The sequence below is a fragment of the Streptomyces sp. MBT65 genome, from assembly GCF_016612545.1.
Classification (GTDB): Bacteria; Actinomycetota; Actinomycetes; order Streptomycetales; family Streptomycetaceae; genus Streptomyces.
This window is the reverse complement of the sequence record NZ_JAENRY010000038.1, coordinates 36,166-49,318: the sequence shown is the minus strand read 5'-3', so window position 1 is coordinate 49,318 and position 13,153 is coordinate 36,166. Positions and strand designations below refer to the sequence as shown.

The 13,153-nt window shown below is 70.5% G+C and carries 7 protein-coding genes; 4 read left to right on the top strand and 3 right to left on the bottom strand.

Going from position 1 to position 13,153, the window contains the following annotated elements; translation table 11 throughout:
* Positions 1–2: 2 nt before the first annotated feature.
* Complete coding sequence (locus JHN63_RS11420; protein WP_200679353.1) at positions 3–1,004, bottom strand: response regulator transcription factor; 1,002 nt, start codon at positions 1,002–1,004, stop codon at positions 3–5.
* A 79-nt stretch (positions 1,005–1,083) separates the two neighbouring features.
* Complete coding sequence (locus JHN63_RS11415; protein WP_200679350.1) at positions 1,084–4,758, bottom strand: S8 family serine peptidase; 3,675 nt, start codon at positions 4,756–4,758, stop codon at positions 1,084–1,086.
* Positions 4,759–5,036: 278 nt separating this feature from the next.
* Between JHN63_RS11415 and JHN63_RS11410 the strand changes: the two genes are divergently transcribed.
* Entirely contained in the window at positions 5,037–5,762 is a 726-nt protein-coding gene (locus tag JHN63_RS11410) for a response regulator transcription factor (protein WP_200679347.1), read from the top strand.
* Positions 5,759–7,291 carry a cell wall metabolism sensor histidine kinase WalK gene (locus JHN63_RS11405; RefSeq protein WP_200679345.1) on the top strand — a complete coding sequence of 511 codons (1,533 nt, stop codon included), beginning with the start codon at positions 5,759–5,761 and terminating at the stop codon, positions 7,289–7,291. The genes JHN63_RS11410 and JHN63_RS11405 overlap by 4 nt, the downstream gene beginning before the upstream one ends.
* 198 nt (positions 7,292–7,489) lie before the next feature.
* On the opposite strand, the gene JHN63_RS11400 is transcribed toward JHN63_RS11405, so the two are convergent.
* A complete protein-coding gene (locus tag JHN63_RS11400) occupies positions 7,490–8,047 on the bottom strand; it encodes a hypothetical protein (RefSeq protein ID WP_200679343.1) in 558 nt (185 codons plus the stop codon).
* A gap of 271 nt (positions 8,048–8,318) precedes the next feature.
* Between JHN63_RS11400 and JHN63_RS11395 the strand changes: the two genes are divergently transcribed.
* Positions 8,319–9,377 (top strand): lytic polysaccharide monooxygenase, encoded by a 1,059-nt coding sequence (locus JHN63_RS11395; protein WP_200679341.1) that lies wholly within the window; start codon positions 8,319–8,321, stop codon positions 9,375–9,377.
* 501 nt (positions 9,378–9,878) lie between these two features.
* Positions 9,879–13,139 carry a GH92 family glycosyl hydrolase gene (locus tag JHN63_RS11390; RefSeq protein WP_200679339.1) on the top strand — a complete coding sequence of 1,087 codons (3,261 nt, stop codon included), beginning with the start codon at positions 9,879–9,881 and terminating at the stop codon, positions 13,137–13,139.
* The last annotated feature ends 14 nt before the right edge of the window (positions 13,140–13,153 follow it).

The following is a 13,153-nucleotide window of genomic DNA, read 5'->3' as shown; positions in this document are numbered from 1 at the left end:
CCCTACAGCCACCCCCGCTGCGCCGCCCGCAGCCCGAGCTGGAACCGGCTCGCCGCCCCGAGCCGTTCCTGAAGGTCGCTCACCCGCCGCCGCAGCGTGCGCAGACTGATCCCCAGATGGCGGGCGACCGCCTCGTCCTTCAGCCCGGCCGCCAGCAGCCGCGTCAACGCCTGCTCGTCCTCGGAGAGTTCACCGTTCCCGGCGGGCCGGCCGAGCGGAGTCGCCTGCTGCCACGCCAGCTCGAAGAGCTTCTGCAGGGCCTCGGTCACCGCCGAGTGCCATACGACGACGGCACAGTAGCCGCCGGCCGCCGACGAGGTCAGCGGGAGCAGGGCACGGCGTCCGTCGACCACCAGCAGTTTGAGCGGCACGGACGGCAACACCCGCGCCTGCTCGCCGAGTTCGACCATGTTCCAGGCCCGGGACAGGGTGTTCGGGTCCTCCAGCGCGGTCGCCGCGTAGATGCCGCGCGAGACGATCCCGCGCTTGAGCAGATCGGCCTGGAGGTCCACCTGCGGAGCGGGCGGGGCGAGATACGGCGGGGTGTCGAAGAGACACACCTCGTGCTCCGCACGGGCGTACATCTCCTCCAGGCGGGCCGCGATGGCGCCCTCGCCGGAGGCGACCTCGATCAGCCGGGACGGCTCCTCGCGCAGCAGCCCGGCCTCGTACGCGGTGGCCATCTCCTCGGCGGTGGCGGCGACCAGTTCGGACTCCGTCTCGCGCCGCCGGATCAGCGCACGGATCGCCACCCGCGGGTCGACCGCGCGTAACCCGCCCATGGAGTCCGGCGGTTGGAGCAGTCCCAGCGCGAGCAGCCGATCGCAGGACTCGCGCAGCTCGGCCGGGGTCGCCCTGGCCATCAGTGCCCAGCCGTCCGCGCCCGCGTCGGGCTGATGGAGAATCGACTGGTACACCCGCTCGTCGAAGGCGGAGACCCCCACCGCGGCCCAGGGGCTCGCGGCAGGGGTCTGTCGTTCAGGATCTTGTGCCGTGTTCACCATGGCTCGCCACGGTAGGGGTTCTTTGTTAAGAATCCTTACAGTGGCTCGGCCCGTCCGTTCAATTCAGGTCACTCCAGGCTCACTTCAGGCCGAACGCCCGCAGTACGGTCTGGTCGATCTTGTTGCCGTCACGGTCGGTGGCCCGCACGCGCAGCGACACCGACGCGGCGCCCTTCGCGGGCCTGAACCGCGCCTCGCCCTTTTTGACGCTCACCTCCTTCCAGGACGCGCCGTCGTCGTAGGAGACCCATGCCTTCAGACTGCTCGCCCGGACGCTCCCCGACTGGTTCGCGACCGGCAGCCCGACCGTCAACTCCCGCTTGGCGTCGGCCCTGTTGAGGAGGTCGAGGTCCTTCGGGGCGATGCCGACGGTGAGCAGCGGCAGTGCCGTCGCGGAGTCGGTGTGCGCCGAGGCGAAGGTCCACTCGGTGTGCGTGCTCGTGGAGTACTTCGCCCAGGCCGCCTTGCGCTGCACGTCCAGATCGAAGCGGTACGAGGACTTGGCCGCCGGGACGTCGAAGACGCCGTATCCGCCGCGCGTCGAGTCACCGACGAACTGCCCGTCCGCGTAGAGCTTGCCCTGCCCTGTGGTGTCGACGGTGTCGATGTATCCGTAGTGACCCTGCGTGGAGTCGTTCAACTCCGTTACGGAGAGGGCGAGTTTGTCGCCGGTGCGGGTCGAGAGGCCGTACTCCTCGCTGCTGCCCGGCCGGACGACCTGGCGCAGCCAGTCCTCGGTGGGCTCGGTGCCCGCCTTGGTGAAGATCCGCAGCGGGCTCCACTCGCCCTTGTAGGCCTTCGAGTCGGGATAGACGACATGCCAGGTGCGGGTGTCGGGGTCGACGTAGTAGTACTCGTCGCGTTCCGTGCCCAACTGCGTGGGCACGCTGCTGTCGACGCCGAAGAGCTGCCAGGGGCGGAAGGTGTACAGGGTGTCCGCGCCCATCTCGCCGGCCGTGCCACCGTAGTAACGGGCCTTCCGCTTGACGGTGTTGGACTTGTCCAGGCGGTAGGTCTGGTCCGCGGTGATGGCACCGCTCTGCGCGGCGAGCAGGTTGTAGACGTACGGGCTGACCGATGTGCCGCTCAGCTTCAGCGTGACCTTCTTGCCGGTCTTCAGCAGGGCGGCCAGTTGGGCGCCCTCCTCGCCGGTGGCGATCATCAGCGGGACGGTGGTCGCCCGGTCCACGGCCTCGATCCAGAAACCGGGTGTCTTGCGGTAGACGATGAGGTAACCCGCCCCGGCCTTGGTCGCGTTGTCCAGAGCGGTCTGTGCCCGCTCGGTGGCACCGACCCCGACGACGGCCACCTTGCCCTTGACGTCGAGCCCCGCGAAGTCGGCCGCGGTACCGCCGCCCGCGTCCACCGCCCGCACCGTGTGGTCACCGCTGATCTTCAACGGGAAGTCGTTGTAGGTCTGGGAGTAGTAGAGCGAGGACAGCGAGGTCTTCTCCGGGCTGGTGACGCTCGCCGTCAACTCCTTGGCGTACAGCCGGAACTTGGCGTAGAAGCTCAGGGTGCCCACGGTGACCGGCTGGGTCGGCGCCACATAGATGTGGTCGGTCCAGAAGCCCTGGCTGTAGGTGATTCCCCAGGCGGTGCCCGGCCCCTCCCGGTGCCAACTGGTGCTGAAGCCCTGGAACTCGGAGTCCTGCTTGGTCTTCGGTTTGATCTCCACGGCCTTGCGGGCGTCGAGGACGACCGCCGTGTTGCCGTCGACCTTGATCTCGGGGTTGCCGACGACCGACGTGCCCACGGCCAGGCCGGCCCCGTCCCGGTCCGGGATCCAGGTCGCGATGGAGTAGGTGCCCGCCGGCACCTGCCAGGTCGCGCCGGTGCCGAGGAAGCCGTACTGGTCGTCGTAGGCGCCGTTCAGCTCCTGGAACGCGTAGAGCGAGGCCGCGGTGGACGGTCTGCCCTCGCGGTCCACGAGCGAGACCTTGAGGCTGTACGTCTTCGGCGCCTTCTGGAAGCCGACACTGGTGGTGACCTGGATTCCGCCGTCGGCGGTCGCCGTGACACGGCCGGCGTACCGGCCCCCGGCCTCCTGCGCCGGGTCGACGCCGACGGAGACGGTCGCGGTGCCCCGCGCGGGCACGGTCAGGGTGTCCGCGCCCAGAGCGAGGTCGGCCAGCGATGACGAGAGCTTCAACTCCACCGAACTGTCAGTGGTGTTGGTGTACGTGATGTCCTTGCTGACGACACCGGTGTCGCCGTCCTCGAACCTGCCGAAGCTCAGCGTCGAGGTCGCGAAGACGTCCTGCTCGACCGCCCGTACGGCGTCGACCCGGCCGTCGCCCTGCTCGAACACGGAGTTGACGGCGTTCGTCTTCGCCGTACTGGCCAGCGCCTCCTTGATCTGCTCGCCGGTCCAGTCCGGATGCGCCTGCGCGACCAGAGCCGCCGCGCCCGCGACATGCGGGGTGGCCATCGACGTACCGCTCGCCGTCGTGTAGTAGTCGTCGACCGGCGTACCACCGGGCATGGTGGTGCCTGCCGCGCGGGCCGCGGTGATGCTCACGCCCGGCGCGGTGATCTCCGGCTTGACCGCGGAGTCGCCGAGGCGCGGACCCCGGCTGGAGAACGAGGCCAACTTGTCCGACTTGTCGACCGCGCCCACGGTCAGCGCCGAGTCGGCGATGCCCGGGGTGCCCAGGGTCTGCTCGCCCGGGCCCGCGTTGCCGGCCGCGATCACGAACAACGCGCCGGTGGACGCGGACAGTTGGTCGACGGTATCGCTGAGCACGTCGGAGGGACCGTAGGCCGTACCGCCCAAGGACATGGAGACGATCTTCGCGCCGGAGTCCGCCGCCCACTCCATGCCCGCGATGATCCAGGAGGCCTGGCCGCTGCCCGTGTTGTCCAGCACCTTGCCGACCAGCAGCTTCGCGCCCGGCGCCACGCCCTTGTACCGGCCGCCCGAGGCCGCGCCCGAGCCGACGATCGTGGACGCCACATGGGTGCCGTGGCCGAATCCGTCCTGGACCGTCTCGTCCGGTACGAAGCTCTCCGAGCCGGCGATCTTCCCGGCCAGGTCCGGGTGCCCGGTGTCCACGCCCGTGTCCAGGACCGCGACCTCGATGCCCGTGCCGTCGTAGCCCGCCTTCCACACCTCGGGCGCGCCGATCTGCGGCACGCTGACGTCGAGGGACGCGTGCACCTTGGCGTCCAGCCAGATCTTGTCGATGCCGTCGCCGAGCTGCTTCGCGGCCTTCGCGGTGGGCGCGGTGCCGAGCGCCGGGGCGATGTCCGACCAGAAGGCCGTGGACTTCTTCGCGCTGAGCGCGGCGCCGTCGATCCCGGGCAGCGCCAGCGTCCGGCGCGCGCCCTCGGGGGTCTCGGTGCCCTTGCCGTAGGTCGCGATGACCGGGGTGGAGCCGGTCTTCGCGTCCGTGTAGCCCTGCTCGACGAGCTGGGTGATGTTGAACAGGGCCGGGTCGAGGCGGCCCGCCTTGATCAGCGGGACGGCGTCCGCCGGCAGGACGCTGATCTCGCCGTCCTTCTCGCTGGACAGGAAGGTGGCGGCCTCGCGGCCCTTGCCGCGCCGGACGTCGACGGCGTTCCTGCCGTCCGGTCCGACGGTGAGGGTCACCGTGTCGCCGGTGATGAGGGTGACGGTCTGCGGTGGGGTGGTGCTCGGGCCCGTGAGGTGGGTGGAGACCGTGGGACCGGCGGCGGCTGTCGCGGGCGTGATGGCACCCGAGAGCAGTCCGGCCAAACCGGCCACGGCCCACAGGGCGTGGAGTCTTCGCATGGGTGGACGTCCTCCCCTGAACGCGGAAACGCTTCCGCCCGGTGAGCGGAAGCCGGTCATCAGAGTGCGTGCCGGGTCGACGGCGACTCAAGAGGATCAGGTGGCCGGAGAGTGCCAACGCCCGCTTTGGCCATGGCAGTTGGCGAAGGCGCTGGTGGGCGGGCGCGGCCGTCGCCGACCGCCCGCCGGTGTCCGTGCCCCGGACTCCCGCCCGTTCGCACGGCTCCGGCTCAGGTGGAACACAGGATTCCCTCAGCGGGCCGGGACAGAATCGGGACATGACTGGCACTTCGGGGTCCCGCAGCAGCCGCGTGCGCGTGCTCATCGTCGACGACGAGCCCGCGCTCACCGAGCTGCTCTCCGTCGCGGTCACCGAGGCCGGCTGGCGGCCCTACCCCGCGCCGGACGGCTACAGCGCGCTGCGGATCGCCCGCGGCTGCGCCCCGCACGCCGTCGTCCTCGACGGCATGCTGCCCGACCTCGACGGCGTCCAGGTGCTGCGCAGACTCCGCTACGAGAACCCCCGGCTGCCCGTCCTCATGCTCACCGCCCGCGACGCGATCGAGCACCGCCTCGACGGTCTCGGAGCGGGCGCCGACGACTACGTCACGAAGCCCTTCTCCCTGGAGGAGGTCGTGCTGCGGCTGCGCGGACTGCTCCGCCGGGCGGGCAGCGAACGGACCCCGACCGACGACTCCGCACGGGTCCTCGGCGACCTCGCGCTGTCCGGCGAGACCCGTGAGGTGCGCCGCGCCGGTGAGCCGATCCAGCTCACCGCCAAGGAGTTCGACCTGCTCACCCTGTTCCTCGACCATCCCCGCCAGGTGTTGAGCAAGGCGCAGATCCTCGACCGGGTCTGGAGCAGCAGCTTCGACGGCGCCGGCAACCTCGTCGAGGTCTACATCTCCAGCCTCCGCCGGAAGATAGACCGGGGCCGGGCGCCGATGATCCACACCGTGCGCGGGATGGGCTACGCCATCAGGCCCGTGGAGGACGGCAGATGAACCTCCTGACCCGCAACCGAGGCCGCCTGCACGGCCGTTCACTCCGTACCCGCCTGCTCCTCTTCATCAGCGCCACCCTCGTCGTCGTGTGCGCCGCGATGTCCCTCACCACCGTCTTCGTCCAACGCGCCTATCTGCTGGGCAACTTGGACGACCGGGTCGGCAACGCGGCCCAACGGAGCCTGGGCGGGGCCGAACTGCGTCCGGGCTTCGACGACGACCTCGGGTTCCTCTCGGAGAACGGTCACGCGGCCGGGACACTCGCCGCGCGACTGGACGCCAAAGGCGCGATCATCGCCGCGGCCGTCGTTGGCCAGGACACTCCGCCGCAGAACCTCACCACCGCCCAGCGCGCGGCCCTCAAGGGCATCACGGCCGACGGCGCGAAGCACACCCGCACCGTGCCCGGCCTCGGCACCTACCGGATCACCGTGCTCGACGACAACGGCGTCCGGGTCCTCGCCGGCCTTCCGATGGACGACGTACAGGACATGATCAGGGGCCTGGTCGTGGTCGAGGCGGCCGTCGCCCTCACCGGACTGACCGTCGCGGGCTTCCTGTGCGCGGTCGTCATACGACGGCAGCTACGGCCGCTCGGCCGGGTCGCCGCCACCGCCGTCGAGGTCTCCCGCTCACCGCTCGGCCGCGGCGAGGTCACCGCGCTCACCCGGGTGCCCGAGCGGGACACCGACCCCGGCAGCGAGGCCGGTCAGGTAGGCGCCGCGCTCAACCGCATGATCGACCACGTCGAGTCCTCGATCGCCGAACGCCAGCGCAGCGAGGAGCAGATGCGCCGCAGCGAGGAACGCATGCGCCGCTTCCTCGCCGACGCGAGCCACGAACTGCGCACCCCGCTGGCCTCGATCGCGGGCTACGCCGAGCTGATGAACCGGGGCACCGACCGTATCGAACCGGGTCTCGCCTGGCGCCGGGTCACCGCCGAGTCCGCCCGGATGACGGGACTGGTGGAGGACCTGCTGCTGCTCGCCCGGCTCGACGAGGGCCGGCCGCTCCAGTCCGCCGAGGTGGACCTCGCGGCGCTGCTCGCCGAGGCGGTGTGGGACGCGCGCGCGGCGGGCACCGGCCACGAGTGGCAGCTCCAACTCTCCCTGGACGCAACGGCGTTGGTCGTCGGCGACGAAGCCCGCCTGCACCAGGTGCTGGCCAATCTGTTGGCCAACGCGCGGATGCACACGCCAGTCGGCACCACGGTCACGGCGAGCGTCGAGGCCACGGCCGGCCACACCGTCGTCGTCCGGGTCCGCGACGACGGCCCCGGCATCCCCCCGTCCCTCCTCCCCACGGTCTTCGAACGCTTCACCCGGGCCGACGCCTCCCGCGCTCGATCGGGCGGCAAGGAGGGCGGCTCCGGCCTCGGCCTGGCCATCGCGACGGCGATCGTCGGAGCGCACGGCGGCCGTATCGACGTCACCAGCGTCCCGGGCCGCACGGAGTTCACCATCGAGCTCCCGGCGGCCGAACTCCAGCCCGCCGAAACGGTGTCGGACGCCCGCACGGCCCGCGTCTAGAAAGCACCGCGCGCCGTACGGACACCGCGACGGCGAGCCCGCCGAAAACGTCAGGAACCAACCCCGTCGACGCGACAGGTGAACAGGCCCCGACGCCGGTCACCACATGGCACGCTTGGCCGAAACGGGGTCAAGCCCGTGGGGCACCGCGGCGCCGGGAGGAGGAAGGTCCGACTGCGCTCCCCGCGCCCACCGGGGTCAACTGCCGCCGCCCGCACCGCCGCCCAGCAACCGCGCCTGCTCCAGCTTCAGTTCGCCGAAGCCCCGCCGCGCGTACCCGGACAGCTCCGCACTCGGGAACGCGACCAGCGACAGGTGCTCCGAGAAGTCCCCCTGCGCCCAGCGCGCCGCGATGATCTCGTATCCCGCCGCGTGCGCGCACAACTCCAGCAGCAGGGGCGGCATTTCCGGCTCGCGCAGCAGATCCGCCCGCCCGACGACGAGTTCACGCATGTCCCTCAGGACCGGCAGGAAGACGGCCGTCACCCACAGCCGCCACTCCGCCAGCTCCTCGTCGGTCGGGGGAGTCCCGTCACTGAAGGGCGACGTGCCGCCTGGCCGGCCGTGCCGTTCCACGAACGCGGCGAAGGTACGGGCGTTGGCCTCGGTCAGCGCGAACAACGGGCCGTAGAAGTCGCTGAGTTGGCGATTGACCCGGGCGAGCCGCTCCTGCCGCTGGGCCAGCCGCAGGCCGTTGAGGTAGGTGGCGACATACCCGGCGAAGGACAGGGCGACCGTGACGACGACTGCGATCATGCCGGGATCGTACGAGCCCCGGATCCCGAACCAGCCCGCTCCTGGCGCCACTTCACGCCCCGCCCGCCGTTTACAGCCTCCCCAGTCCGCGCTAACTTCACGGACAAGTGGGGTGGGAGCGCTCCCACCCGCCCGGCGGTCCGGAACCCGTCGGGCGGTACCGGATCGCCCCCACCCCACGCATCCCCATCCGCACGTTCCTCACGACCGCCGAGCGAAGGGACGTAGAACTGTCATGTCTATGACAGAGCCGCAACCGCAACCGAAACCCATGCCGCGATTACCGCGCCCCACCCCCCATCGAGCCCTCTTCCTCGTTCTCCTGGCCCTGCTCACCACCGTCCCCGCCCTGGCCCTGATCCTCGCCACCGGCGGCCGGGCGGAGGCCCACGGCACCCCCATGAAACCCGCCAGCCGCACCTTCCTCTGCTGGCAGGACGCGCTCACCTCGACCGGTGAGATCAAGCCCATCAACCCGGCCTGCAAGGCGGCCCAACAGGTCAGCGGCACAACGCCGTTCTACAACTGGTTCTCGGTGCTGCGTTCCGACGGCGCCGGCCGCACCCGCGGCTTCGTGCCCGACGGGCAGTTGTGCAGCGGCGGCAACACCAACTTCACCGGCTTCAACCTCCCGCGCGACGACTGGCCGCTCACGCATCTCACCTCGGGCGCGACGGTCGACTTCTCGTACAACGCGTGGGCGGCGCACCCGGGTTGGTTCTACGTGTACGTCACCAAGGACGGCTTCGACCCGACGAAGACGCTCACCTGGGACGCCATGGAGGACACCCCGTTCCTCACCGTCGACCACCCGCCGCTCAACGGGTCCCCGGGCACGGTCGAGGCCAACTACTCCTGGACCGGGCAGCTTCCGGCGAACAAGTCGGGGCGGCACATCATCTACATGGTGTGGCAGCGCTCGGACAGCACGGAGACCTTCTACTCCTGCTCCGACGTCGTGTTCGACGGCGGGAACGGAGAAGTGACGGGTATTCACGACCCGGGCAACCCCACCGACCCGGTGCCGGGGGTCTGTTCGGCCAGCCGCCGTACGACGGGCAGTTGGCCCGGCGGCTACCAGTCGGAGGTGACCGTCACCAACTCCGGCGATGTCCCGATGCTCGGCTGGATGGTCAACTGGACGCTCCCCGGCGGCCAGTCGGTCGCCAGCCTCTGGAACGGCAACGCGACCTACACCGGCCAGGACGTGATGGTCCACAACGCCGACTGGAACGGCTCACTGAGTCCGGGCCAGAGCGCCACCTTCGGATACGTCGTGAACGGCGACGGAGGTGACCCGGCAACTGCCCTTCCCTGCCAGGTCGGTTGAGCGAGGGCTCGGGGCGGACCCGGTGGTCGGGGGCCACCGGGTCCGCGAGCCGGGCAGGGAATGGGGGTTCAACCTGCCCGGGTGGTGCGTGGCTTGGGGCGACACTGCGGTGCGACAATGTTGTCGAATGGTCTGCATATGACTCTACCGCCCCAACGGACAACGATGTCAACCCAGTTGGCCTGGGAACGCCGTCCGAGTGGCCGGTCCGCGCGCCCTCGCCGGCGCACGCGCTCTTCCGTGGTACGGGTGGCGCACGTTACTGTCCCTGCGGCTTGTGCGACCTGTGGTGCGCGACCCGTCCGAAGGAGGAGGGGCCGCGTCATGCGTTTCCGTCCCATGTCCCTGTTGTCAGCGCCGCGACAGGCAATGTCCGCCCCGTCGCGACGCCCGGCACGCACTCTCGCCGCACCGGCGGAAAGCCCAAGTACGTCCAGTACGAGGGCTTCCGGCCGGCACGCCGAGAGTACGCACCGAACGCCGCTCCGTGTTGGGCGAACATTGCCTGCCGCGGCACTGGCCGCCGCACTCGCGCTCGGCGGCGCCACCCCCGCCCTGGCGGCCACCGCCGCCCCACCACAACTCGTCAAGGACCCCAGCGCCTACGTCGATCCGCTGATCGGCACCAAGAACGGCGGCAACGTCTTCCCCGGCGCCGTCGTGCCCTTCGGCATGCTCTCCTGGAGCCCGGAGAACACCAGAGGCAGCGCGACCAGCACCGCCGCGCCCGGGGGGTACCAGTACGACGCCACCCGCATCCGCGGCTTCAGCCTCACCCACATGTCCGGCACGGGCTGCGCGGGCGGCAGCGGCGACATCCCGTTCTTCCCCTACGCCGGTGAGGTGACCTCGTCGCCCGCGAGCGACACCAAGGACGCCGTCTACGCCTCCGACTTCAGCCACACCGCCGAGACCGCCGAACCCGGCCACTACAAGGTCGGCCTCGCCTCCGGAGTCACCGCCGACCTCACCGCGACCGCCCGGACCGGCTCCGGCCGCTTCACCTACCCCGCCGACAAGCCCGCCTCCCTCCTGATCCGTACCGCCAACTCCGAGGTGGGCTCCACCGATTCGTCGGTCACCATCGACCCGGCGACCCGCACGGTCTCCGGCTCGGTCACCTCCGGCAACTTCTGCGGCTACCTCGACCCCGAGGGCCAACGCGCCTACTACACCCTGTACTTCACCGCCACCTTCGACCGCGCCTTCAAGACCACCGGCACCTGGCAGGACGACAGGCTGACCCCGGGGTCGACGTCCGCGACCGGCGGCACGGGCGGCTTCACCAACGGCGGCCGTCCCGTCGCGGGCAAGGGCGCGGGCGGGTACGTCGAGTTCGAGCCCGGCACCGGGCCGGTCGGCGTCAAGGTCGGTGTCTCGTACGTCAGTCAGGCCGGAGCCAAGGCCAACCTCGCGGCGGAGAACCCGCCGAAGCGCAGCTTCGACGCCGTCGAGGACGCGGCCCACCGCGCCTGGCGCGACCAACTCGGCGCGATCAAGGTGGGTGGCGGCACCGACACCGAGCGCACCACCTTCTACACCGCGCTCTACCACTCCCTCCTGCACCCCAACGTCATCAGCGACGCCGACCGCAGATACACAGGCAGCGACGGCAAGGTGCACAAGGTCGGTCGGGGCCATCAAGCGCAGTACGGCACCTTCTCCGGCTGGGACATCTACCGCTCGCAGGTCCAGCTCCTCACCCTGCTCAGCCCGCGCACCGGCTCGGACATCGCGCAGTCCCTCTACGAACTCGCCCAGCAGAACGGCGGGATCTGGGACCGCTGGCTGCACGGCGCGAGCGGCACCCACGTCATGAACGGCGACCCCTCACCCACCGCCCTGGCCGGCATCCGCGCCTTCGGCGGCACCGACTTCGACCTCAAGGGGGCCCTCGCCTCCCTCGTGCAGGCGGCGACCGTACCGACCGCGCAGGACCTGTCCTCCGCGGGCAAGCCGGTCCTCTCCGCGGGCCAACGCCCTTCCCTCGACAAGTACTTGAAGCTCCACTACATGCCGTCCGTCTCCAACGCCTGGGGCGGCGCCGCCGAGACGCTGGAGATGTCCACGGCCGACTTCGCGCTCTCCCAACTCGCCACGGCGGCCGGGAAGAAGCGCACGGCGGCCGACTTCGCCAAGCGTGCCCAGTGGTGGCAGAACAACTTCAACATCGCCGCCGACCCCACCGGCGGCTACATCGCCAACCGCAAGGCGGACGGCAGTTGGGTCACCGGCTTCACGCCGGGCACCGGCAACGGCTTCGTGGAGGGCACGGCCGCCCAGTACACCTGGATGGTCCAGCACAACCCCGCCGGGCTGTTCGCGGCGATGGGCGGCACGGACAAGGCACTCGCCCGCCTCGACTCCTTCTTCCATGAGGCGGACGGGAGTTGGGCCTTCACCGGCAGCGGCGGCGACAAGTCCGAGCTGGACAACGAGCCGTCCGTCAACGTCCCCTACCTGTACGACTACGCGGGCGCGCCCTACAAGACCCAGGAGACCGTCAGGGCGGCCATGAAGCAGCTCTGGACGACCGACCCGGCCGGCATCCCCGGCAACGACGACCTCGGCGAGATGTCGTCCTGGTACGTCTTCTCCGCGCTCGGCATGTACCCCCAGGTTCCCTCCCGCGCCGAACTCACCCTCGCCTCACCGCTGTTCGAGCGCATCGAGATCAAGCGCCCCCACGGCAACGACATCTCCATCCGCGCGAAGGGCGCCGCGACCGACGCCCCGTACATCCAGTCCCTGAAGGTCAACGGCCGTACCAGCGAGCGTCCTTGGCTCTCCTCATCGATCGTCAGGAACGGCGGCACCCTCGACTACACCCTCTCCACCACCCCGAACCGCACCTGGGGCAGCGCCCCCGCCGACGCCCCGCCGTCCTTCCGCACCGGCGAACAGCCGTACCAGATCGGCGTCGGTCCGACCGCCGCGACCCTCGCACCCGGCGACAGCACCAAGGTCAACATCAAGGCCCTGGCCCTGAGCGGCGGCACCGGACCCGAGGTCCGCTACAGCGTCGAGACGCCCCCCGGAGTCACCGCAACTCCCGCACAGGGCACGGTCGTCGACGGCTCCCAGGACATCACCCTCACGGCCGCCGAGGACGTCACACAGGGCTTCTACGACGTGAAGGTCACCGTCACCTCGGGCGACACGTCGTACGAGCAGCCGGTGTCCCTCACGGTCGCCGCGCCCGGCACTCTCCTCGCCGCCTACAACAACACCGGTGTCTCCGACGACTCCGGTGAGCACGACGAGGCGGACTACGACGGAGGCGGCTGGAGCTACTCCCTCCAGGCGCTCGCGGCTGCCGGGCTGACTCCGGGCGGCACGGGCACGGTGGACGGGCTCGGCTTCACCTGGCCGAACTCGCCGAACGGGCGCCCGGACAATGTCTCGGCGGCCGGTCAGACCGTCCAACTCCCGCAGCCCGCCGCCCACTTGTCCTTCGTCGGCAGCGCGGTCAACGGCAACCAGCAGACGAAGGCGACCGTCACCTACACCGACGGCAGCACCGACCTGGTCGACCTGTCCTTCACCGACTGGACGGTCGGCGGGGGCGGCGGCACCGTGCAGTACGGCAACGAGATCGTCGCCAGGACCGCGTACCGCAATGTCGCGGGTGCGGACAAAGACCCGGTCGTCACCTATGTGTTCGCCACCAAGCCGTTCGCGGCGCCCACGGGCAAGACCATCAAGAGCGTGACACTTCCGGACGACCCGGATCTGCATGTGTTCACCCTTGCGGTGAACTGACGTCCACTATGTGT

What these genes read in the sequence shown, in the direction of transcription:
- JHN63_RS11405 (WP_200679345.1), top strand. Translation starts at nt 5,759, where the DNA reads ATGAACCTCCTGACCCGCAACCGAGGCCGCCTGCACGGCCGTTCACTC.
- JHN63_RS11395 (WP_200679341.1), top strand. Translation starts at nt 8,319, where the DNA reads ATGCCGCGATTACCGCGCCCCACCCCCCATCGAGCCCTCTTCCTCGTT.
- JHN63_RS11410 (WP_200679347.1), top strand. Translation starts at nt 5,037, where the DNA reads ATGACTGGCACTTCGGGGTCCCGCAGCAGCCGCGTGCGCGTGCTCATC.
- JHN63_RS11415 (WP_200679350.1), bottom strand. Translation starts at nt 4,758, where the DNA reads ATGCGAAGACTCCACGCCCTGTGGGCCGTGGCCGGTTTGGCCGGACTG.
- JHN63_RS11400 (WP_200679343.1), bottom strand. Translation starts at nt 8,047, where the DNA reads ATGATCGCAGTCGTCGTCACGGTCGCCCTGTCCTTCGCCGGGTATGTC.
- JHN63_RS11420 (WP_200679353.1), bottom strand. Translation starts at nt 1,004, where the DNA reads ATGGTGAACACGGCACAAGATCCTGAACGACAGACCCCTGCCGCGAGC.